Genomic DNA, 22,027 nt, shown 5'->3' with positions numbered 1-22,027 from the left:
GCTCGCGATAGTCTGCGAGGGTTTGCGAGGGTTTCGGACGACACGTGAACTATCGCAAAGCCCTGTGATGCAAGGCTTTGCGAGGGTTGCGAGGGTTTCTCACGTGTGCGCGCGTAAGACCGTCTTCCGTCCAATGGTCCTCTTATGTGATGGACCCCGAAAAACTATCGCAACCCTCTCAAAACCCTTTCAACCCACTGTATTTCCTCGATAAATCGGGTCTTATCAAACCCTCTCAAACCATCGGAAAACTATCGCTCAACTCTCGCAAGGTTTGGTCAGTGAGTAAAAAGACGATCGACATCAGCAACTTGCTGGCTTGGGTCTATCGGGAGGAAATGCCCAAGCTGGATCGGTTCCTGGAAGACGAGCGCGACCGCTGGGTGGTCACGGCCTCACCCTGGGACGCGATCGAGCGGCTGGCCGTGCTCGGCGTTCGGGTGGACACGTCGGGACCGGCGCCGGACGATCGGCCCTTGGTCTATCCGCATCCCGACGCCTATGTGGTGAACGAGGCGGTGCGGGCCTTCGCCGAGTGGGAGATCGGGTTCCCAGAAGGATGGGATGGGCTTGGGGACTGCGAGGGGCTGACCGCTGCCGAGCGGGCCGACGCTCACGCTCGGGCCTGGGCCATCGCCTGCCCGAAGGGAGATCGGCTAGGGGCGACGGTGATGCGCCGGGCGGTGATCGGCGGCGAGCCGACGTGGCAGGATCATGGGCCGATCTATCGGCGCACGGTGAAGGGGGCGAACGGGAAGCCGGCGTGGTTTCGGGTGGTGAATGAGGCCGGGCCAGGCAAGCCACCGATGATGCGCGAACTCGAAGGCTGGAATTCCAAGTCACGTCGCCCTTACAAGGACGCCTTCAACAAGCAGTACCTCGACCCGTGCCCTTCGTTGCTCTTGGCCGAGCGGATCGAGTATCAGGCCTGGGCGCTGGCGTTGCATCATCTGTCCCGTTTATTACGGACCAAGCTCGAACGGTTCTTCGTCGCGTCCTGCAATGTTCCTTTGTGGCCTTGGGAAGGCGAGGAACGGCGTTCGGCGCCTCGGGTGCTCCGGGTGCGGCCATCCACAAGCGCGCCATCAGCAGCCCCGGAGGCCGCTTGACGTGCGCCTGGATTTGACATAGCTCTCATGCTACGAAGAAGTGCCCCGGAGCGAGACCATCGCTGCCGGGGTTTCTTATGAGCTGCTGTGATGGATAATGCTGATCGCCTAGCTGCTCTCTACGAATTAACGCTTGCAGCGGAAGCGTTCCGTTGTAAGCCGATGAGTGCGGATCTCGGGGTAGCCTTGGTTCATGCCCTTGAGAGGTATGATCCTGAGCCAAGCAATCCGTTACAGGCTGAGTTCTCGATCGCTCGCGACCTTCTTATTCGTGACATGATCGATCTGTTCCCTCACGCCTTCCCATGGCCGGTTGTCGCCATCTAGTCGTTCGCGGCTATAAGGGATTTGTCTACTGCGCCTAGGCAGATGCTCTGACCTGGCGGAATCGAGCGCGCCAGTCGCGCGGGGTGCAGTTGAAGAAGCGCCTGAACACACGATTGAAGTTGCTCATTTGGTCAAAGCCGACCGATAAGGCGATTTCGCTGATCAATCTTTTGTCCTGCGGATCAGCCAATGCTGTAGCGGCCATCTGTACCCTGATGCGAGTGACATAGGCCGAGATGCCTACCTCGTCCGCGAAAGCCCGGTAAAGGGTCGCGCGGGACACGCGCGCCAGAGCGGCGATCCGCGCGACGTCGAGATCGGCCTCGCGGTAGCGCTGCTGTATGATCCAGCGGACTTCGGTTTGTAGAAGCGAAAAGTGAGCTTCCTCGCTGAGCGACATCTCACCCGTCGAGTTCAAAACGGATAGAATGGTGCCTGTCAGTTCTTCGCCTGCCTTCGCGGCTGACTCGTCGGCGGCGTTGGGCAAATGCGTGAGATATTTAGCGACCTGCTGCACCAAAGGGGCGGCATCCTTTCCCGTCATAACGAACCCTTGCAGGCGATCGATGCTGGGGACAAGACGCTGAATGTCCTCCCGATTGAACATCAGATTGATGAAGCGGGCATTGGATGAAGAATGGATGGAGGGGGCGCTGGAGTCTTTGAACATGACCGCACCCCGGCCACCTTTATAGCTACCCACCGCCGTCTCACCATGGAACCGGCCCGATAGATACACGCTGATCATGACCCCATCGAACCCATCTGAACGGATCAGCTGCGCCGTACGACCGTAGGTCTGGCCGGTCATGCGCGTGTCATTCATGATGATGTTGCCAAGTTTATAAGACTGAGTATGGGAGTGAAACTCACCGGACGGCTTGTCCGTGTGAAACATCCTGGCTGCTGAGGGCCAAGGACGCTCGCGCCACGCTTCGTAACGTTCGGCAGGGAGGATGCCGGCGGTGGTAAACGTCGTGCTCCGCATTCGATCGCTTGGCCCTTGTATGTCACGCTATGGGAAGGCTGAACGCGCAAACCTCCCCTTGTTTGCGTGGATATACGATCTTTACGCCATCGCATCACATCGACTTGGGAGCGCGGTCAAATCCCTTCTTGGGCCGACGGTTTCCGGGACATTTGCTTTTCAGGGGCCCTCATGCGCGTTGATCTGCGTTGGGAAGACGTCCGCGGACTCAAGCGCTTTTCCGAAGCGATTCGGGCGTTGGGGAACGATGAAAGCCGCAAGGCTCTCAATCGTGCTCTAAACCGGACGGGTGAGATGGCGAAGACGAAGGTTCGTCGTGCGCTCACCAAACAGACCGGGCTGCAGGCCAAGGTCGTGACGAAGGCGCTGAAGGTTCGGCGCTCTAGCTGGGAAAAGCTGACCTATTCCATCGAGGGCGAAGGCGGGAACATCAGCTTGAAGTATTTCAAGCCAAGCGAGACCGACGCAGGCGTCGTGGCCTCGCCCTTCGGCCGAAAGGCCGTGTTCGCTGCGACGTTCTTGAAGGGCGGCGCGTGGCCAAACCGTCTGGCATCGGGTGCCTTCGTCGCCAACGGTCATGCGATGTACCGCACTGGCCCAGCGCGCATGCCGATCGCCAGGGCGAAGTCGGGTGTCGTGATCCCGAACGAGATGGTGCAGGGAGCGAGCGCGGCGGCCTTCGAGGAAACGGCGGCTGAGGTGCTCCCGCGTCGCATCGAACACGAGGTCAAGCGCGCCACGAAGGGCGTCGTCAGCTAGGGGCACAGTTGGCCGGCGTCGGCGGGGTGTGCCATTCGCGCCACACCCCCCGGTTCAGGGACCGTTTCCGCCGCCAACTGCCCCTCACGAGGCGGCGACGCCCGAGGGTTCGGCAGTGGAACGGGCGAAAAGCGGTACACGGCACGCACGTGCAGGGCGCACGGATGCACGGAGATGGTTATGAGCGACGACGGAACGTGGGTGTCGATCACCGACGCCGCGACGGCGCTGGCCGAGCGTGGCGATACGGTCGATCGCTCGACCCTTTCGCGCTACCTGAAGCAGCATGCCGAAGCGCTTCCGCTCCGGCGAGCGGGCCAGTCGAACCTCGTCGATCTGGATGCGCTGATCACCCATCGCGGTGAGAACATCCGGCTGCGGTTGCCGGCTGCGCCGGCGCGGGGGGCCGAGCCCAGCCGGCGCTTTCCTGGATCGCAGTCGGACGGCGCGGCGCGGAAGGCGAATGCCGAGGCCGAGATGCGCGAGATGGATCTCGCGCATCGTCGCAAGCAGCTGACGGTCACGAGCGAGGTCGATCGGGCCGGTCGCGAGGCGCTGGCCTTGATGCAAAGCGCCTTCGAGCGGGCCGTCGAGAGCGAGGCCGCCAGCCTCTCGGTCCGCTTCGGATGGGAGGAGCGCACGGTGCGCCTGGCGCTGAAGACCTTCGCCAAGAAGGGCGTCGAGGTCTTTCATCAGGAGATCCTGCAGCGCCTCGATGCGATGCGGCGGGTGCGGGAAAACGATGGCGACGCCGATGCCCTGGACGAGGCCGCGAACGGGACGAGCCTGCAATGACCCAACATGGCACGCGCGAGCTGTTTCGAGAGCTTCCGCATGGGGCAGAGGTTCTGTTTCGAGGTCTCGAAGCAGCGTCGCGGCCGGTCGAGGACCTGACCATCAGCGAATGGGCCGACCGCTACCGCAAGGTGTCGCCCGAATCCGGCTCGCCCTGGCCTGGTGACTTCGTGACGGACCGCGTGCCCTATCTGCGCGAGCCGCAAGACTGTCTGCATCCCGACCATCCGGCACGCCGGGTCGCGGCGCGCTGGGCGGCGCAGCTCGGCAAGTCCACCGCCATCGAGAACTGGTTCGGCTTCACGGTCGACCAGGCGCCGGGCTCCATGATGATCGTGCTGCCGACCTTGGAGGAGGCTGCCAAGTTCAACCGGGTGAAGCTGCAGCCGACGATCGAGGCGAGCCCACGCATCCGTCACAAGGTGCTGCCCGTGAACTCGCGGGACGAGCAGGGCTCCACTACGAGCTTCAAGCGCTTTGCCGGCGGCTTCGCGCAGATCGTCAACGCAGGCTCCTCCAAGGGCTTGCAGATGGTCTCGATCAAGAATCTTGCGATGGACGAGGTCACGGGCTACCCGCGAGACGTCGATGGACGCGGCTCGCCGCGCGATCAGGCACGCGCCCGACAGAAGATGTATGGCGACCTTGCCAAGGAGTGGCAGGGATCGACGCCCGGCATCGCCGGGGAATGCCCGATAACGGCAGACTTCGAGGCTGGCGACCGGAGGCTGCTCTACGTGCCGTGCCCGCATTGCGAGATGTTCCAGCCGCTGGAGCTCGAACAGATGCGCGGGCCGGAGGAAGGCGAGGGGTTCGGGGCGCATTTTCGTTGCGTCTCCTGCGATCGAGCGATCCTCGACGGCCATAAGGGCGAGATGCTCCGGCGTGGCGTCTGGATGGCGATGCGGGTGCCGGAGGGCGATCCGGCAGTGCCGGGTTACATGGACGCGGAGACGCTGGAAGCTTGGCGCTGCCTGCCCTGCGAGGGGCGCTGCCGCGATTGGCAGCCGAGCTATCACCTCTGGGCGGCCTACGCGCCGCGCGAGCGCTTCGCCGACATCTGGATGCGGTGGACCGAGGCCGAGGGCGACACGACGAAGCTGCGCGTGTTCTGCCAGCAGGACCTTGCGATCCCTTACGATCCGGGCGGTGTCACGGTCGATTGGGAGAAGATCGTCGAGGCGGCACGCGCCAGGCCTTTCGACACGCGGCTCGTGCCCCGCGAGGCGGCGCTCCTCGTGTCGGCCGCCGACGTCCAGGGCTACGGGATCAAGTGGCTGGTCTACGCGATCGGTCCGCGAGGGCAGCGCTGGCTGATCGACCGCGAGATCTTCGAGGGCGCACCCGACCAGACGGACGAGCCGTGGATAGCCCTCGCCGACGCCCTCGCGCGCACCTATCCCGTGGCGGGCGGCGGTGCGGAAAAGGGGTTGGACTTGTCCGGCGTGGACTCCGGCTTCTCGACGGACCGCGTGTATCGGTTCTGCTCGGGGCGGCCGAATGTCTACGCGCTCGACGGGCGGCACCAGCCGAACCTGCCCTGGCTTGGGACGCCGGTGAAGCGGGACATCAAGGATCGCAACGGACGCATCGTCTCCAAGGTGATGCTCTATCCGGTCGGCCTTTACGACGCCAAGACCGAGGTCACGGCCGGCCTTGCCAACTTCGTGCTGGGCACCGACGAGGCCGGGCGCTGGCCGCGCAACACGCTGCACATGCCGCCCGACCTTTGCGACGAGGAGTTCGCCCAGGAGATGACCGCCGAGCGGCTGGTCGATCCGGACGAGGAAATTCGAGCCGCGCAGACGAAGCGCAGTCGCCGCCTCGTCAATTCGTCGGCGCATCGCGTCTGGCGAAAGATCGTGGGGCGCAAGAACGACTGGTTCGACGCCACGGTCTACGCCCTGGCGCTGGCCTGGCACATCGAGCGCAAGCGCCGCCTGACGGCCGAGCGCTGGGAAGACCTTCTGATCGACGTGCACGGCCGCGAGGACGTCGCCGATCTCTTCGAGGCCGCCGATGAAAGCCCGTTTGCCCGGCCCGCTCGAAAGGAGCGGAAAGCCCGTCAAACGGACGATGAGGACGCCATTCCGCCCAAGCCCCGGCAGCGCACGCGCTGGAAGGGGTACAGCTAGAACAGGAAGACGATGCGAGAAAAGCCCCGCGTTAGCGTCCAGGCGGGGCGCTCTGTCGACGCCATTCCGCCTGCGCCACGCTCTCGCAGCGCCGTCTCCCGCTACCTGCGCTCTGACGCGGCCGGCCTCCTGGCGGGTCGGCGTGCCGTCGCACGGGATCAGCATCTCGATGTGCGGGAAGCCGCCGGGCGGGCCGCAGCGCTCGCCCTCGACTTCCTGCACAATTCGGGCTGGCTGGCCGGTGCGGCCGACCAGGTCGTCGCCGACACGATCGGCACCGAACTGAAACTCAATGCCCGGCCGGACCTGACGGGCCTCGGCTACACCGACAAGCAACGTGCCGCCTGGTGTCGCCTCGTCGAGGCGGAATGGCGGCGCTGGGCCTGGACGCCGGCGGAATGTGATCTCGCCGGCAAGGCGACGATCGCAGAGATGTTGGACGCCGTTGTCCGCCATTATCTCGTCTATGGCGAGGCCTTTGGCGTTCTCGACTTCCTGACGCGTGCCGAGCGGCAGACCTATGGCGTGCGGTCCGGGACCAAGGTCTCGCTCGTGTCGCCGCACCGCCTGCCACGCAGCTCGAACGAATTCGAAGGGCTCGATCAGGGCATTCTGCACGATGCGCGCGGCCGCGTCCGGGCCTACCGATTTAGGCGTCGCCAGGGCGGCATGGAGATCGACAGCGACATCCGCGCGTCGGACGTGATCCATGTCATGGACCGCAGTGACAATCCCGGCTCGGCGCGCGGCATCTCGGTGCTGGCGCCGATCCTGAAGGTTCTCGCCCAGTCCGACCAGCTGGCTGACGCGACGCTCGCGACGGCGCTCCTGCAGACCATTTTCGCGGCGACCATTAAAAGCCCGGAGCCAAGCGACGAGGCCTTCGAGGCGATCCGGAAGCTCGCCGACGATGAGGACGCGACCTCGCTCGATGGGTTGCAGGAGCTGGCGCAGGACTTCGTCGATCTGTGGGACGCGCGGCTCGGCGCCCTGCGCGAGAAAAGCCTGTCGATCACCGGCCCCTCGCAAGTCAACCATCTCGGCCCCGGCGAAGAGTTCGAGATGCACACGGCGGCGACGCCGGGCTCGCAATATCTGCCTTATTCGAAGGACCTAAAGCGCGAGATGGCGCGCCGCATAGGCGTCACGGTCGAGAGCTTCACGGGCGACCACAGCGGCGCGACCTACTCGTCGGTCCGCATGGGCAACGCTTCGATCTGGCCGATTGTCCTGCGCCGACGCGAGCGCATCGCCGTGCCTTTCGCGCAGGCGATTTACGAGGCCTGGCTCGAGGAAAGCATCCGCGAAGGGCGCATCCCCTTCCGCGGTGGCTACGCCGCCTTCGTCGCCAACCGGGATCGCGTCGTTTGGGCCGAATGGCAGGGGCCGGCGCAACCGAGCGCCGACGATGCCAAGAGCGCGCAGGCTTCTCGTCTGCGCCTGGAACTCGGTCTGTCCTCGCTCGCCGACGAAGCCGCGCTGCTCGGGCGGGACTGGGAAGAAACGGCCATGCAGATCGGGCGCGAGGTCAAGCTGCTCACCGAGCTCGGAATCCCCACGCCCTTTGGTCGATCGACCGGAGGCGCCGGGCCGAACGGGATGGCGGCGGACGGCAACCGCGAACCGTCGGGAGGGACTGACGATGGCTGACGAAATCGACTGGTGCGCGCGGGCCGCCAAGCTTCGGCGTGTCGAGGAAGCCCTGCTGACAGGCGAGATGATTACCGAGGCGCGCTTCGGCTCTGACATGACGCGCTTTGCCAACGCCTCGCTCGCCGAGGTGACGCGCGCCCTGAACGAGGCCTTGCGGCGCTGTGCACAGGCGCGAGGGGAAACCGTGCGGCGCACCCGCTATGCCCTGCCGGCGCGCGCCCGGCCTTACTGAGGGAGGGCCACATGGCCGCAATCTTGAATGACGGAAAGCTGACGCTGTCCGGCAATGTCGGCGACCTCTGGGACGGCGACTATTTCACCTATGGCGACGTGCTTCTCGCCCTCGCGCAGATCGATACGGACGCGACGCTGACGGTGCATGTGAACTCGGGCGGCGGTATCGCGACCGAAGGGGCAGCGATCCATGCGCTGTTTGCCGGACGCGCCGGTCCGACGAACTTCGTCGTGGAGGGGATCGCGGCCTCTGCCGCGTCGCTGATCGTCATGGCGGGCGACACGGTCACCATGTCAGCTGGGTCGGTCCTGATGATCCACGATCCGGCGTCCTGGACCTTCGGAACAGTGGACGAGCACAACAAGACCATGGCGGGCCTTGAGGCGCTCGCGACGGCCTATGCCCGTGTCTATGCCGACAAGAGCGGCAAGACCGCCGCCGAGTGCCGGGCGATCATGAAGGCCGAGCGTTGGTACGCGCCTGAAGACGCGGTGGCCGATGGCTTCGCAGACGAGGCGGGCACCGGCAAGGCCGAGCCCGTCGCCGCCTTCGACTACCGCGCCTATACCCATGCGCCGCAAAAGCTCACGGCGCTCGCCAAGCGCCGGAACTGGACACTCGCCGTTTCGCGGCGCCCGGGCGCCCCGGTCGCATCCGCGCAGCCCCAGACCACCCAACCGAACAAGGAGCCCCCCGTGGCCGACAACCCGAACGGGGGCAACGCTCCCGACCACAGTGCTGCGATCGCATCCGCCGTGGCGGCGGCGCTCGCCTCCGCCCGCCAGCGCCGGTCGGAGATCATGGCGCTCGACGAGGCGAAGGGCCGCGAGAGCCTTGCCTCCTACTTCGCCGACGAGACCGATGACGCGGTCGAGAAGGTGAAGGCTGCGCTCGCCCGCGCGCCGAAAGGCGCTGCGCCCTCCGTGCAGGGCGATGGCCCGGCAGCGACCAGCTTGACGACGACGGGCGTCACCGCCTTCCAGCAGCGCGTGATGAACGCCGAGGGGCTGAACGGCGGCGGTGAGGGGCCGAGGCCGAACGGCGACCGCGCGATCCTGTCGGCGGCAGCCGACGCCCGCAACAAGCGCCGCTAAGGGAGCTGACCCATGGACATTCTCACGCAGGACCGGACCGCCGGGGCCGGGCACTATCTCGTGTCGGAAGCGCAGGGCTATCGCTCGCGCGAACAGGCGATCGTCGCGAGCGGTGCCGGCAAGCTCCGGGCCGGCACCGTGCTCGGCCGGATCACGGCGAGCGGCAAGCTCTCGACCTTCGCGCCCGGGGCGGCGGACGGCTCGGAAAAGGCCGTCGCGATCCTCTGGGAAGGCTGCGATGCGACCGCCCAGGATGTGCGCCGGACGATCACCGCGCGCGACGCCGAGGTCCATGCCGACGCGCTCAACTGGGGCGCGGGCACAACCGATGCACAGAAGACCGCTGCGATGGCGAGCCTCGCCGCGCTCGGCATTGTCGGCCGATAAGGAGGGCCGCACCCGATGGCACTTGTCACCGACATCTTCAATCAGAACGGCTGGGGCGCGATCGAATTCCACGAGGAGATCGTGGAGCGCACCGTGTTCCGGCCCTCGCTGCTGGGCGGCCTCGGCATTTTTGAGCCGATCTATTCGCGCTCGCGCACCATCGCCGTTCAACTGCGCGGCGGCACCATGTCGCTGATCCCGACTTCGGAGATGGGAGCACCGCCCGTCGAGCTCGACGTCGAGACCGACACGGTTCGCAAGTTCGACACGGTGCGTCTCGCCAAGGGCTCGACGGTCTGGGCCTCGCAGCTCGCCGGCGTCACGGCACTGCCCTTCGAGGTGCAGACTCGCGACGTCGCGGCGGAGATCGCCGATCGCACGCGCCAGATCCTCGAGGATCTCGAACTCACCATGGAGCACATGCGCTTCGGGGCGGTGCAGGGGAAGGTTCTTGACTCCAACGGCAAGGTGATTGTCGACTGGTTCAACTTCTGGGGCATCGCCCGCCCGGCGGTCGTCAACTTCGAACTCGACAAGCCGGAAACGGACGTGCGCAAGAAGTGCCGCGACCTGAAACGGCAGATGATCAAGGCGGCCAAGGGCGCCTGGACGCCGGGCGCCCGGATCGGCGCGCTCGTCGGCGACGAGTTCTTCGACCTGCTCGTGAACCACAAGCAGATCAAGGAATCCAAGCTCGGCACGGAGCGGGCCTCCTCGCTGGAGAACATCCAGGGCTTCTCGTCGATCGAGATCGAAGACATCGTCTTCATCAACTATCGCGGCACGGACGACGGCTCGACCATCGCGATCGACACGGCGGAAGCGCGCTTCTTCCCGATCGGCCTGCGCGGCGCCTTCAAGGTCGGCTACTCGCCTGCGAACGAGTTCAAGCCGTTCCTGAACCAGCGGGGCCGCGAATATTACGGCCTGATCCTGCCGGACAATTCGGGGCGCGACGCCTTCGACCGCGTCGAGATCTATAGCTATCCGCTGCCGGTCGCGACGCGCCCCGAAACCTTGATCTCCGGAAAGGCGAAGTAAGATGGGCATCGTCACCGAACCTGGCTTCCACGGGGGCCGCTTCCGACAGGGCGGGCAGTTCGCCGAGACCGAGGCCGAGCCCGCATCGACTGAAATCCTCGACCTCGACGGGCTGACGCGCGACGAGCTGGTTGCTCTCGCGAAGGCGCGCGACATCCAGCATCCCGCGAACGCCACCAAGGCCGAGATCGCGGCGGCTCTCACCGCGTCAAGCTGACCCATGCCGGTCATGGGATCGGGCGGCGACCTGCGGTCCCGCATCGTCGCCGCCGTCGACCGGACCTTTGCCGAGCCGGTTCGGTTTTCCTTTCTTCGGCGCGGGGTGCTCGATGCCGAGCGCCACGCACGCGACATCCGCGCCGTTCTTCGAGTCGGCGGGGGCGACGAGCGGAACCTGTCCGGCGGTCTCGCGCAGGACTGGAGCACGCGCATCGCGGCCGGCAAAGCCGAGCTTCATGTCGATCGCGCCGCTTATCCCGATCTGGTGGTTCGTGAGGACGACCGGGTTTGCGCGCTCGATCGGCCGGGGCAGCCCTGGTTCCAGGTGCTGCGGATCGACGATCGGGGCGACACGCGCCTCGTTTTGGCTTTGGGGGAACTATGAGCCTTGCCCGGATCGCCCTTCGCATTGCCGCCGTCGAGGCCCTTCGGGGCCGCACGCTGGTCGGCGACAACGTGCTCGACAGTCCGAACGGCGCGCTCGATATCCTGGCGGACGGGCGGTTGCGGACCGGCGAGGATGCGCCCTTTGTGTCCGTCTATACGGACGAGGGCGTCGCCGTGGACGTCATGGGCCGCGATCTTGCGACGAACGGGGCCTGCGTTCTCGTGATCGAGATCGGCATCTCCATGGCGATGACCGAGCTCGATCGCGCGACCGGCCAGACCACGATCGTCGGCGTGTCGATCCCGGCCAGCGATCGCAGCTTCGAGTTCTTTCTCGATCTGGTTCAGCGGCAGGTCCTCGACGCGCTTTCCGATCCCGACAGTGAATGGGCGGACATTTTCCGCTCGCTCTTCGTTGGGGTGGACCGGGTCGAGGTCGGCAGCCGGCGCACGGCGGAGAACGGTCAGAAGCTGGCCGGACATCAAACCCGCATCACGGTATCCCTGTTGCCCGATCCGGTTCGCGGAACGCCGCTCGATCCGGCCGCGCCGATCGCCCGCGTCCTCGAGGCGATGGAGGCGAGCGGCGACGAAACCTATCGCACGCAGAGTTTGGCCATGCGCGGCCTCGTCGGCGACGCCATGCCGGACTGGAAACAGGGCCAGGCCCGCCACGGTCTCACACGGCGCGAACTGGCGGCGCTTGGGCTCGGCCCGTTGGCGGCGGATGCCGAGCGCCTGACGCCGGCCTTTGTCGGCAGCGGCGTTTCCATCGACGGCAACGGCTCGCGCGAGGTGCCCTGATGTCGGTCTATCGGAAGATCGCCGAGCTTCGGCAGCTGGTCGAGGAAACGCGCTCCACCGTCGCCAACCTCCTGCGGGTCGGCACGGTCGCGAAGGTCGATCCCGAGAAGGGCTATCGTCTGAAGCTCGGCCAGGACGGCGAGGGCGGCGACTGGCTCTCGCCCTGGCTGCCGCATCCCGAGACCGGCAAGACCAGCGTGCCGCTGAAGGTCGGTCAGATCGTCGGCCAGATCAGCCCGAACGGCGACATGCGCCAGGGCTTCCTTCTGCGCGGCGGTTACGGCGGCGAGCACGCCAGCCCGAATGCCGACATGAACGCCAACGTCTTCGAGGATGCCGGCGTGCGCCTGTCCGTCGCCGATGGCGCGCTGGTGGTCACGGCGGGCGGCACGAGAGTGCGGATCTCCGGCGACGGCCTCACCGTCACCGGCGGCCGCGTCACTCATGACGGCCGCAATATCGGCTCCAGCCATATTCACACGGGCGTCCAGCGCGGCGGATCGCAGACCAACCCGCCAGAGTAGGAGCGGCTCCCATGGACTTCGACCGAAGCACGGGCGCCCCGCTCTCGAACTACCAGAGCGCGCTGCAGTCGGTGGAGATCCTGTTCTTCTCGCGCATCGGCTCGCATGTGCTCCTGCGCGAGTTGGGGGCCGGCCTCGTGGAGCTGCTCGGCCGCCATCTCAATGCGCGGCTGTTCTCGGCCTTGATGCTGCTCATGGCGGCGGCGATCGACCTTTGGGAGCCGCGCTTCCGGGTGCGCCGGATCACGCCAGGCGGCACCGTGGACGAGCTCCGGCAGGGCGTGGCGAAGTTCGCGATCGAGGTCGAGTTCCGGCCACGTGCGCATTTGGGTGACCCCTCGGTGGAGGGCGTCAGGACATTCGGGCTGCGCTTTGGGCGAACGGCGGGGGTGACGGAATGAGAGCGCCGACCGCGATCGACCTGTCCGCTGTGCCGCTGCCGGCGGCGATCGAGACCTTCACTCCCGCCACGCTGCGCGCCGCCTTCAAGGAGCGCTTCCTGTTGGCCTGGGCCGAGGAGCGCGCCCGCGACGCGACGCTGCCCGCCTTCACGATCGGCGAGCTCGAGGCGAACCCGGTCGCCATTCTCGGCCGGGTCTTCTCGTTCCTGCGCCTTCTCGATCGCCAGCGCGTCAACGATGTCGTCCGCTCGGTCTTCGTGACCACGGCGGCCGGCGCCGACCTCGACGCGCTGGTTGCGCGCCAGAACGTCCAGCGCCTCGTGCTCCAGGCGGCGACGCCGACCAGCGCCGTGGTGATGGAGAGCGACGCCGCGCTCGCGCGCCGTTATCTGCTGAGCTTCGATCGCGGCTCGGCCGGGTCGGCGGATCGGTTCCTCTACGAGGCATGGACCGCCTGGCCGCAGATGGGCGACGCGCGGGTGAATGGCTATGCCGTCCACAAGCGACGCGGCGACACGCATATCGTGGTGGCCGGGCCGGGCGGGCGCGCTCCGACCGCTGCCGAGCTCGCGCTCGTCGAGGCCGCGTGCCTCGCGTCCCATGTGGCGCCGGAGGCGATTGCCGTGTCGGTGCTGCCCGCGACGCCGGTCCCGTACCGTGTCCGGCTGCGGCTCGACATTCGGCCCGGTCCGGACAAGGCGCTCGTGGAAGCTGATATCCTGTCGCGCGCCAAGGCTGCCGCCGAGGCGCGATGCGTCATCGGTGGCGAGGTGCCCACCGGCTTCTTCCGGGGCATCGCCTTCGGCAACGTCAATGTGCTGGAGGTCGAGGACCTCGCGCCGGTCGTTATCGCAGCCGACCCCTACAAGATCCCGGCGCTTCTCGGCGCCACGGTCGAGGCCACGGTGCGGGCATGAGCGCGGACGAGATCCTCTACAACGAGGCCGCGCCGTTCGAGCGCGCCCTGGCCGAGGCCTTCACCGACACGCTGCCGATCCCGATCCGCGATCTCCTCGATCCGGACCGCACGCCCGAAGCGTTCCTCGCCTTCCTCGCCGCGAGCGAATCCGTGGACCTTTGGTTCGCGGACTGGCCGCTGGCCCGCAAGCGCGAGATGGTGCGCGCCGCCCGGAACGGCCTTGCCGCTCTGAAGGGTACGCGGGCCGGGCCGGACGCCTTTATCCGCTTCGTGGACGGCGTGATCCTCGATCGGATCACCTATCCGAAGCGCTTCGTGTTCGGCCGCGCCCGCATCGGCCGCACGCCGATCGGCCACCCGGCCTTTGCGGCGCGCTACCTCGTCAAGGTCGCGACCGTGCGGCCGCCTCGGTCCTTTGTCATGGGTCGTGGCTGGCTGGGCCAGGGCCATCTTCGCACCCCGACGCGCGAGCCCATCCGTCGCTGTCTCCAGGCGCTCGCCGCTTCGAAGGGCGACGCCACCGAATATCGCTCGGACTTCGCCCACCACCGGATGCTGCGGCTCGACGATGCGCCACCGCTCGACGGCTCGCTGTGTCTCGGCGCCTACGTCCCTCGCGTCCGCTTCTAAAGGATCGCCATGACCAAGCTCATTCGCTTCTCGGAAGCGGAGTCTGCCGAGCCGGCGGACTTCGAGGCCATCTCGATTGCCGCGCGCGAGGGCGACGAGAACATCGTGGGAGGCGCCATCGCCTATCCGCACCATTATGCCAACTTCACGGTGTCGACGCCCTCCAGCGGGCGCGTGCGCGTGTCGCAGGGTCTCCTGTTCGCCAATGCCGTGGTCTACGATCTCGACGCGCCCGCCGATATCGACCTCATGCCGCACCTGCCGCTCGTGGTGGGCGACGAGCGCTATGTCGCGATCCTCGCGCGCGGCGTGACCGAGCTCCTGCAGGAGCAGCGCTATGTCGAGACCGATGTCGAGACCGGCGCGACCGTGTTGGTGCCGGTGCCGAAGATCGATCGGCGCACGGTGGAGTTCACCGTGCAACAGGGCATCGCCTCGCCGACGCCGCTGCGCCCGGCGATCGTCGCCCCGAACTGCTGCATCGGCTTCGTGCGCCTGGCGTCCACCGGCATCGTCGCGATCGAGAGCAACCCCGACGCGCGGGTGAAGACGCTCTACGAGGTCGAGGGCCGGGTGCGCGTTCTGGAAGGCCAGATGCTGGTTGCCATCGCACGTACCACGACGCTGGAGACAGACCTCGCCAACCTGCAGGCGACGCTGAAGGACTTCCCCCGGCGCGAGATCATCCAGCAGCTGCAGCGCGACAACGCGCGGGTGCGCCGCCTTCTGAACCTGCCCGACGAGGCGCGCGCCTACTTCTACGATGCCGCGCTGGTGAAGGATCAGTGGGCGATCACGAACGCCCTGTTCGAGGCGCGGATCGAGGAGGGCGTGCGCTTCCAGTGGGCGGCCGAGCGCGACAACCGCTTGGAAGTCATCAACCCAGCTCAGACCGGCATCCGCATCCAGAACGACGTTCTCATGCCGGCCTGGACGGAGAAGGCCAAGATCGAGGTCGACGGCTCCGGCTCGACCAAGAACATCTCGCAGCAGGTTCACACGGTCACGAACGCCATCAAACGCGAGGTGGCCCGCTCGTCCGTCTCCTACGGCCCGACGGTCGCCATGTGCGACAACGTCAAGGAATGGGCGCAGATCGGCACGGCTCGGGAAGGGCAAACGTTCCAGGCGAACGGCGAGACCTTCCAGAAGATCGGATTGATCGACGCCACCTTCGCCGGGCAGGCGATCGACACCTCGATCTTCAATCAGGTCCACGGATCGTCCTACACCGCGAACGACGTCATCGTTCACAACAGCCAGGTCGGCGAGACCGGCTGGCGCAACATCTACGCCGCGCAGTCCATCCAGGTGTCCTCGTGGACCGAGGTCTTCTGGGACTACGTCACCGAGACCTTCGGCATCAACGGCTCCGTCTACGGCCAGACGTTCCTCCTGACCCAGCCCATGGTGCTGACGTCGGTGGAACTGAAGTTCGATCGCGTCGACACGGACGGCGCGGTCACGCTGGTTCTCTGCGAGGTGTCGAACACCGGCTCGCCGCTCTTCGAGCGCGTGATCGCCAAGTCGACGCTCGCGCCGGCGCAGATCGCCAAGGGCTGGACGAAGTTCTCGTTCACGCCGCGCTATCTGGAGCCGGGCAAGCGCTATGCCTGGGTCACCGTTACGACGGGCAACTATTCGCTCGCCACCGTCACCGGCGCCAAATACGCCGAGGGCACTTTGTTCTGGTCGACGGATCAGGCGTGGTTCCAGGGCTCGCCCGAAGAGGACTTCTGCTTCCGGGTGAACGGCGCCGAGTTCTCGGTGAACCGGGTCGTGGTGGAGTTCCAGCCGCTCACGCTCGATAACGGGATGACCGAGATCAAGCTGCTTTATGCCGGCTGGTGCCCGGACGGCACGTCGATGATGTGGGAGGTAAAGCCGAGCGGCAGCGACAAGTGGGAAACGCTCGGACCCGAAACGGCCGACAAGCCGAACCCGCTGCGCGGCCTCCCGGCGCTCTGTGCTCTGCGCCTCACGATGATCGGCACGTCTGGCCTAGCGCCGGCGATCGTCCTCGATGCCAAGGCGAGAGCCATGGCGCGGCGACCGCGCGGCACGGCGCGGGCGGTGACGAAGGTGCTGAACTTCGGCTTTGCGACCACGAAGATCGACGTCGAGCTCTCCATGGATCAGTTCGATGACCTCCTGCACGACGTCGACCCGAAGATCATCGTCGGGTCCACCACCTACACGCCGACCATCCAGTCCATGTCGCGAGACCTCTCGAAGGCCACGCGCCGGCTGGTGACGGCGAGCTTCACGGTGCCGGCGACGACCTCGGCGCAGCTGCAGATCGACCAGACCACCACCACGGTGCAGTCGGTCTGCTTTGTCGAGAACGCCTCCCTCTACGCCAAATAAGGGGCTCCCATGGACCCGATCGAGATCATCGACGAGGCGCGCTACCAGGTGACGCTGGCGGCGCCGATACCGCATGGCGACCGCAAGCTCCTGCCGCGCGACCGTCACCGCATGGCGGGCACGACGCTGCGCGCGATCACGGACGAGCACGGTTGGGAGGGGATCGCCCATGTCGAGCAGCTCGACTGACGTCCTGATCCCGTCGCCGCTCGCGGACTACAAGTCGCCGCCGAACCTGCGATTCAGTCCGCAGGTCTGGGACGCCGTGTTCAAGAGCATCGGCGAGCGCCTGCGCACCCTCGAAGCGCAGAAGGCGACGCTCGAGGCGATCATCGACGCGCTGCAGACGTCCGCGCTGCAAACCGTCACGGCCACGATCACCGCCGAGATCGAAGCGCGCCGGGCGGACCTGACGCGGCTCGAAGCCGAGTTCAAGGCGGTGTCCGACGCTTACATTGAGCTCGTCGCCGGCGGCGTCTACGCCGACGCGATCCAGCTTCGCGACACCGTTCCGGGCGTCACCGGGCACACGGTGCAGGCGGCGATCACCGAGATCGCGACGCGGCTCGCGACGCTCAAGAAGATCACCCCCGCCACCGTCTTCCTCGGAGCGTCCTGATGGCACTTCCCGCATTCGCCGCGCCGGGCAACACCGATGCCGTGCTCGTCTACACCGTCCCGGACGGCCAGAAGGCGGCCGTGACCGTCAACGTCGCGGCGACCGCCAACAACACGGCCAAGATCGCGATCACGCCGCCGGGCACGGTTCCGGGCGTCGCGCACTGGCTCGAGACCGGCCAGCTGCTTGGCCCAGGCCAGGTGCTCGAGCGGACCGGCCTCGTCCTCACGGCCGGATGCCGTGTCTACGTCCAGACCAACACCGCCAACAGCATCGCCGTGCAAGTGCTCGGGATCGAGGAATAAGGAAGCCACACGATGGGACGTTCCCTTTCCGCGCCCGCCATCGTCGGTCGGGCTGTGACGAAGAGCAACGGATATGCTCGCCGCCGCATCATCCTGACGTCTGGCGCATTCAATTTTCAGCTGCCGAATGACGTGAGCGAATGTGACGTTGCGGTCTTCGGCGCGGGCGGCGGCGGTGCTATCCGTGGCGTGGCCTCCGGAACGCAAATTGACGCCACTCCGGGCGGTGGTGCGGGCGGTGGCTTCGCTCGTCGCCGGTTCCAGAACGCCAACGGCGGTCTTATCACGGGTTCGGTCGGCGCAGCCGGGATCGGTGCATCCTACGCCGTTCCGGCCAACAACACGCCGGGGATGGCCGCTGGCGCCAATGGCGGAACAACGACCGCAACCCTTAACGGAACATCGATAACGGCAACGGGTGGGGCTGGCGCCGTTAATCCGGCCTCTGGCACCACACCCATTCGAGCGGTTGGCGGCGTTGGCTCCGGTGGCGAATTCAACGCCAACGGGGGCACCGGGGGAAGTAACTGGAACAGGCTCGCGAACGCTCAGATAAGCTCAGTCTCGGCACCCTATCTCGCCCCCGGTGGGGGCGGCGCTTCCGGTGGGCCGCGAGGCAACGGCGGAAGGGGTGGTGACGCCGTGTGGGATAACGCCGGCAGCGGCAATTTTCCTGGCTCGGGCGGTGGTTGGGGTGGAGACGGATCGGACGGGTTCGTCAACAATACGAGCAACACCAGGAATATGAACTTCGGCGCGGGATCTATGGGTCCCGGTACGAAATACTCGTTCACGATTTACCAATACGAACGTGTTATTCGTATGTTCCTTGGACGAGGAGCTTCACCGTTTGTTCCGATTGGAAAGACCGGCAGCACCCAGAACGGTCTCGAATATGATGTTCAAGTCCCACTGATCGAAGATTGGTGGGACATTGATGAAATTCGGGGTTGGAGCGGCGGTTGGTTCAACGATGTCGCCGACACAATCAGGGGGTGGCCTAGCGGTCCGGGTGCGGGCGGCGGATCGAACGCTACCGACCTCGGACAAGTTCTTGCCGGCTTCGGTGGAGGCGCTGCGGGTCTGACAAGCGCGGTTGATTTCCTCGTCACCAACACGATGAAGGGAGATGGTGGCGTAGGCGGCGGCGGTGCGGGTCGCGTCTTCGACATGACCAGCAGTGCATATTTCGCTGGCAAAACCGTCTTCGCCGGCAACGGTGGCCCCGGCTGCGCAATCATCTGGTACTGAGGAACACGCCATGATCGAGAAGCATTTCGCGCGCCTCGTCGGCGACGTCGTCTTCGAGACCATCCCCTTCGACCCGACCGGCCTCTTCCCGTCCGAGTTTGAATGGGTGGAATGCCCCGCCGACACGCCGCAGGGCGCCCGCTATGACCGCAAGGCTAAAACCTTCACGCCGGATGAGACGCGCGAGAGCGTGGTCGAGGTCGGCGGCGCAACCCCGCCGTCCGTCGATCCTCCAGCACCCGAGCCGGCCTTTCGCCTCAAGCTCACGCCGAGCGAGTTCCGCAACGCCTTCTCGGCCTTCGAGGAGGTCGCGATCGTCGAATATTCGGAAGCCCGTCCCGACGGCGAGGATCCGGCGGCGACGACGCTCCGCAAGGTCGTCGGCGTCTTCTTCGATCGTGTCCGCGACCGGCATTTGACTGAGGTCGACCTCGGCGACGAGCGGAACCTCGGCGGCCTCGATCTCCTGGTCTCGGTCGGCATTCTCACCACTGACCGGCGCGCCGCCATCGCGCGAGGCCTCCCGGCCTGATCCATGACGTCGCCGACCGATTACTGCACCCGCTGGCCGGAGGGCTCCTGGGCGCATTGCTGCGCGCTCCATGATCTCGCCTATGCCGACCTCACTGCCGCCAAGCTCGGCGCGGATTGGGAACTCGTCCGCTGCGTCGCGGACGCGGCTGGCTGGCCCATGGCGCTGACCATGGGCGCGGGCGTCCTCCTGCTCGGTCTGCCCTTCTGGATCCGGGCGCGCCGCTGGCGCTGACGCTTCGTCCCCCAATCCTGACCCCTTCCGAGCCCGGTCCTCTCGCCGGGCTTTTTTTCCTCATCCCCTGGAGACCCTCCAATGTCGAACCCGATCTTCGGCATGTCCGTTGCGCGCCCGAACGACGAGCCCGTGCCGACCGCCGGCGCCGACTTCTCGAAGATGCTGCTCATCGAGACGAGCCCCGACGCCGACGCTGCCACCTTCCCGCTCGGCAAGGCCGTTCGCTTTTCGACCAGCAACGCCGCGATCGTCGCCAAGCTCGGCACCGGCCCTCTGCGCGATGCCGTGTCGGGCATCAACGCCCAGCTGACCGGCCTGAACGTCGGCGCCGACGCGACCGTCGTTCGCGTGACCGAGGGCGCGAGCGTGCCCGACACCGTCGCCAACATCGTGGCGGCGCTCGATAAGGTCGGCGACATCCCCTCGCAGGTGAACGCCACGCCGCGCCTCGTCTGGGCCGGTCGCACTGCTTGGCGCGCCGATGGCGTGACCACGAACCCGATCGTCGCCGCGCTGCCGGCGGCGCTGGAGAAGCTGCTCGCCGTCGCGCCGGTGGACGTCGACGACACCACGGCCGCGAAAGCCATCTCGGCGCGCGAGACGATGAACTCGCAGCGCCTCCTGCCGATCGGCATGGCGGCGCGCGTCTACGAGGGCACGAACCTCGTGACGCGGCCGATGGGTCCGCGCGTGCTGGGTCTCTTCGCCCGCGTCGACAACGAGAACGAGGGAAAGCCCTTTGACCCGATCGCCAACCGCGCGCTCTACGGCCTCGCCGGTCTATCGCGCCCGGTCGCCTTCTCGCTGTTCGACGGCTCGACCGAAGGGCAGCAACTGCTCGATGCCGAGGTGTCGATCGTCGTGCCGGGCGAGGTGAATGTGGACGGCGCCATCGCCGAAGGCGGCTTCACCTATATCGGCACCGACAACACCGACACGGGCGAACTCTGGAAGCAGATCCACCAAGTGCGCGGGGCCGACTACATCACGGTCAAGCTGATCGAGATCACCCGGCGCTTCCTCGGCCAGAAGATCACGGTCGACGTGGTCGAAGCCTACGTCAATTCGATCCTCTTCATGCTGCGCGACCACAAGGCGGCGGGCGACATCCTCGGCTACGATCGCCGGGTCTTCATTCCTGACCAGAACTCGCCGGAGAGCATCCGGCTCGGCCGCATCAAGCTCGATCTCGGCATCGAGCCGGCGCCGGCGTTCAAGCGCGCCGCGATCGATCTGCGTCGTCATCGCCCGGCCGTGGAAGGCCTCGTTGCCGACATCGTCGCCCGTCTCAACACCATCGCCTGACCGGCGCACGCCAAAGGAACTTCATCATGGCTCAAGCGCCGCTTCTCATCCTGACCGCCGTCGACGTGCGCCGCGCGACGCAGACCGGTCTCAGCCGGGCGAACACGATCACGACGCTCACGATCCCGCCGATCAAGCGCGTCGTCGCCCCCCACAATCCGGGCGGCGGCATCATGGAGGTGGACTTCACGTTGCCCCGCATCGAGAAGCTGGAACCCGCCTTCAAGGCGGCCGGCCTCGACGCGGACGTGTTCCGCGGCATGGGCGAGCGGGACAAGTGGACCTTCGCCGCCTCCTATGTCGACAAGCAGGCCGGCGTCACGCGGGCCGCGCGCGGGATCATCGAAGGCTGCATCACCAGCTGGGAGCCTGACGAGAGCGACCCCAAGGAGTTCAAGGGCTGCAATCACGCCTTCGCAGAGGTCGTGCATTTCGAGTTCCTGCTCGACAATGTCGAATGGTGCTATTTCGACTTCTGGGAACGCGAGGCCCGGTTCATGGGCAAGTCCCTGTTCGAGGACCAGCGCCGCGCGCTGGGCGCCTAAGCAATGGTGGACGATCGGGACGAAACCTTCGCCCGCCTTCGAGCCACACCATTCGATGCGTTGCGCGCGGTGAGCGACGCGCGGACGGCGGACGCGGGCGAGGGGACCCCGCCAGACCCAACAACGGCCCTCTCGCCGTCTCAAGCGCCTCTGGCGCAACCGGCGACAACGCCGGAAACAGTTCGAAGCGGTGCGGTCTATGATGCCGTGCCGACTGACCCGGCGTTTCCCCTGCGCCACCCGTTCTCGATCGACGGCGTTCGCATCGATCGACTCCTATTCCGTCCGCCTGCTTTCGAGGATGTCGAGGCGGTGATGCGCGGCGAGATCACGGAACTCGAAATGCACGCCCGCATGGCGGACGTGCCGATCGGCGTCCTTCGGGCGCTGCGGTGGGTGGACAGCGAGATCGCCTTTTTCATCGCCCGCAGCCTCGCGCCCGAGTTCGACCGGAGATAG

At 66.4% G+C, this 22,027-nt stretch carries 27 protein-coding genes; 26 read left to right on the top strand and 1 reads right to left on the bottom strand.

What is annotated here, in order from left to right; genetic code table 11:
- Positions 1-149 precede the first annotated feature (149 nt).
- Entirely contained in the window at positions 150-1,109 is a 960-nt protein-coding gene (locus tag B146_RS0122440) for a hypothetical protein (protein ID WP_244498209.1), read from the top strand.
- A 361-nt stretch (positions 1,110-1,470) separates the two neighbouring features.
- Here B146_RS0122440 and B146_RS0122430 read toward each other — a convergent pair whose 3' ends face one another.
- Positions 1,471-2,424 carry an AraC family transcriptional regulator gene (locus B146_RS0122430; RefSeq protein WP_026358863.1) on the bottom strand — a complete coding sequence of 318 codons (954 nt, stop codon included), beginning with the start codon at positions 2,422-2,424 and terminating at the stop codon, positions 1,471-1,473.
- A gap of 171 nt (positions 2,425-2,595) precedes the next feature.
- Between B146_RS0122430 and B146_RS0122425 the strand changes: the two genes are divergently transcribed.
- The 25 genes from B146_RS0122425 to B146_RS0122310 all read left to right on the top strand — a co-directional run bounded on the left by B146_RS0122425 (position 2,596) and on the right by B146_RS0122310 (position 22,027).
- Positions 2,596-3,183 carry a phage tail protein gene (locus B146_RS0122425; protein ID WP_026358862.1) on the top strand — a complete coding sequence of 196 codons (588 nt, stop codon included), beginning with the start codon at positions 2,596-2,598 and terminating at the stop codon, positions 3,181-3,183.
- A 180-nt stretch (positions 3,184-3,363) separates the two neighbouring features.
- Entirely contained in the window at positions 3,364-3,978 is a 615-nt protein-coding gene (locus tag B146_RS0122420) for a hypothetical protein (protein WP_019998727.1), read from the top strand.
- Positions 3,975-6,113 carry a terminase gpA endonuclease subunit gene (locus B146_RS0122415; protein WP_019998726.1) on the top strand — a complete coding sequence of 713 codons (2,139 nt, stop codon included), beginning with the start codon at positions 3,975-3,977 and terminating at the stop codon, positions 6,111-6,113. The genes B146_RS0122420 and B146_RS0122415 overlap by 4 nt, the downstream gene beginning before the upstream one ends.
- Before the next feature lie 12 nt (positions 6,114-6,125).
- A complete protein-coding gene (locus B146_RS27120; RefSeq protein WP_040408891.1) occupies positions 6,126-7,763 on the top strand; it encodes a phage portal protein in 1,638 nt (545 codons plus the stop codon).
- Positions 7,756-7,998 (top strand): hypothetical protein, encoded by a 243-nt coding sequence (locus B146_RS0122405; protein WP_019998724.1) that lies wholly within the window; start codon positions 7,756-7,758, stop codon positions 7,996-7,998. Before B146_RS27120 ends, B146_RS0122405 begins: the two co-directional genes overlap by 8 nt.
- A gap of 11 nt (positions 7,999-8,009) precedes the next feature.
- Positions 8,010-9,095, top strand: coding sequence for a head maturation protease, ClpP-related (locus tag B146_RS0122400; protein ID WP_019998723.1), 1,086 nt, complete (start codon positions 8,010-8,012; stop codon positions 9,093-9,095).
- Between the two features lie 12 nt (positions 9,096-9,107).
- Entirely contained in the window at positions 9,108-9,482 is a 375-nt protein-coding gene (locus tag B146_RS0122395) for a head decoration protein (protein WP_019998722.1), read from the top strand.
- A 15-nt stretch (positions 9,483-9,497) separates the two neighbouring features.
- The gene (locus B146_RS0122390; protein ID WP_019998721.1) at positions 9,498-10,523 is read left to right on the top strand and encodes a major capsid protein; all 1,026 of its coding nucleotides are present in this window, start codon (positions 9,498-9,500) and stop codon (positions 10,521-10,523) included.
- A 1-nt stretch (position 10,524) separates the two neighbouring features.
- Positions 10,525-10,740, top strand: a complete 216-nt coding sequence (locus B146_RS0122385; RefSeq protein WP_019998720.1) for a hypothetical protein — start codon at positions 10,525-10,527, stop codon at positions 10,738-10,740.
- A 3-nt stretch (positions 10,741-10,743) separates the two neighbouring features.
- Positions 10,744-11,127: a hypothetical protein gene (locus B146_RS0122380; RefSeq protein WP_019998719.1), complete on the top strand. Its 384-nt coding sequence runs from the start codon at positions 10,744-10,746 to the stop codon at positions 11,125-11,127.
- Positions 11,124-11,933 (top strand): hypothetical protein, encoded by an 810-nt coding sequence (locus B146_RS29440; protein ID WP_019998718.1) that lies wholly within the window; start codon positions 11,124-11,126, stop codon positions 11,931-11,933. The genes B146_RS0122380 and B146_RS29440 overlap by 4 nt, the downstream gene beginning before the upstream one ends.
- Positions 11,933-12,457 carry a phage baseplate assembly protein V gene (locus B146_RS29435; protein WP_019998717.1) on the top strand — a complete coding sequence of 175 codons (525 nt, stop codon included), beginning with the start codon at positions 11,933-11,935 and terminating at the stop codon, positions 12,455-12,457. Before B146_RS29440 ends, B146_RS29435 begins: the two co-directional genes overlap by 1 nt.
- Positions 12,458-12,468: 11 nt before the next feature.
- Entirely contained in the window at positions 12,469-12,858 is a 390-nt protein-coding gene (locus tag B146_RS0122365; RefSeq protein WP_019998716.1) for a GPW/gp25 family protein, read from the top strand.
- A complete protein-coding gene (locus B146_RS0122360) occupies positions 12,855-13,775 on the top strand; it encodes a baseplate J/gp47 family protein (protein ID WP_019998715.1) in 921 nt (306 codons plus the stop codon). The genes B146_RS0122365 and B146_RS0122360 overlap by 4 nt, the downstream gene beginning before the upstream one ends.
- Positions 13,772-14,407 (top strand): phage tail protein I, encoded by a 636-nt coding sequence (locus B146_RS0122355; RefSeq protein ID WP_019998714.1) that lies wholly within the window; start codon positions 13,772-13,774, stop codon positions 14,405-14,407. Before B146_RS0122360 ends, B146_RS0122355 begins: the two co-directional genes overlap by 4 nt.
- Before the next feature lie 9 nt (positions 14,408-14,416).
- A complete protein-coding gene (locus tag B146_RS0122350; protein ID WP_019998713.1) occupies positions 14,417-16,774 on the top strand; it encodes a hypothetical protein in 2,358 nt (785 codons plus the stop codon).
- Positions 16,775-16,783: 9 nt separating this feature from the next.
- Complete coding sequence (locus B146_RS0122345) at positions 16,784-16,963, top strand: hypothetical protein (RefSeq protein ID WP_019998712.1); 180 nt, start codon at positions 16,784-16,786, stop codon at positions 16,961-16,963.
- Entirely contained in the window at positions 16,944-17,393 is a 450-nt protein-coding gene (locus B146_RS0122340) for a hypothetical protein (RefSeq protein ID WP_019998711.1), read from the top strand. The genes B146_RS0122345 and B146_RS0122340 overlap by 20 nt, the downstream gene beginning before the upstream one ends.
- Positions 17,393-17,698, top strand: coding sequence for a hypothetical protein (locus B146_RS0122335; RefSeq protein WP_019998710.1), 306 nt, complete (start codon positions 17,393-17,395; stop codon positions 17,696-17,698). The genes B146_RS0122340 and B146_RS0122335 overlap by 1 nt, the downstream gene beginning before the upstream one ends.
- Before the next feature lie 12 nt (positions 17,699-17,710).
- Entirely contained in the window at positions 17,711-18,949 is a 1,239-nt protein-coding gene (locus tag B146_RS29220) for a glycine-rich domain-containing protein (protein WP_155897666.1), read from the top strand.
- Positions 18,950-18,959: 10 nt separating this feature from the next.
- Complete coding sequence (locus B146_RS0122330; RefSeq protein ID WP_019998709.1) at positions 18,960-19,481, top strand: hypothetical protein; 522 nt, start codon at positions 18,960-18,962, stop codon at positions 19,479-19,481.
- Between the two features lie 3 nt (positions 19,482-19,484).
- Positions 19,485-19,715 (top strand): hypothetical protein, encoded by a 231-nt coding sequence (locus B146_RS0122325; protein ID WP_019998708.1) that lies wholly within the window; start codon positions 19,485-19,487, stop codon positions 19,713-19,715.
- 81 nt (positions 19,716-19,796) lie between these two features.
- Positions 19,797-21,023 (top strand): phage tail sheath protein, encoded by a 1,227-nt coding sequence (locus B146_RS0122320; RefSeq protein WP_019998707.1) that lies wholly within the window; start codon positions 19,797-19,799, stop codon positions 21,021-21,023.
- A 26-nt stretch (positions 21,024-21,049) separates the two neighbouring features.
- A complete protein-coding gene (locus B146_RS0122315) occupies positions 21,050-21,568 on the top strand; it encodes a phage major tail tube protein (RefSeq protein WP_019998706.1) in 519 nt (172 codons plus the stop codon).
- A 3-nt stretch (positions 21,569-21,571) separates the two neighbouring features.
- A complete protein-coding gene (locus tag B146_RS0122310) occupies positions 21,572-22,027 on the top strand; it encodes a phage tail assembly protein (protein WP_019998705.1) in 456 nt (151 codons plus the stop codon).

This window comes from Aureimonas ureilytica DSM 18598 = NBRC 106430 (assembly GCF_000382705.1).
Classification (GTDB): Bacteria; Pseudomonadota; Alphaproteobacteria; order Rhizobiales; family Rhizobiaceae; genus Aureimonas; species Aureimonas ureilytica.
Note: the sequence above shows the minus strand (reverse complement) of the source record. Positions and strands in the feature narration are given on the sequence as shown.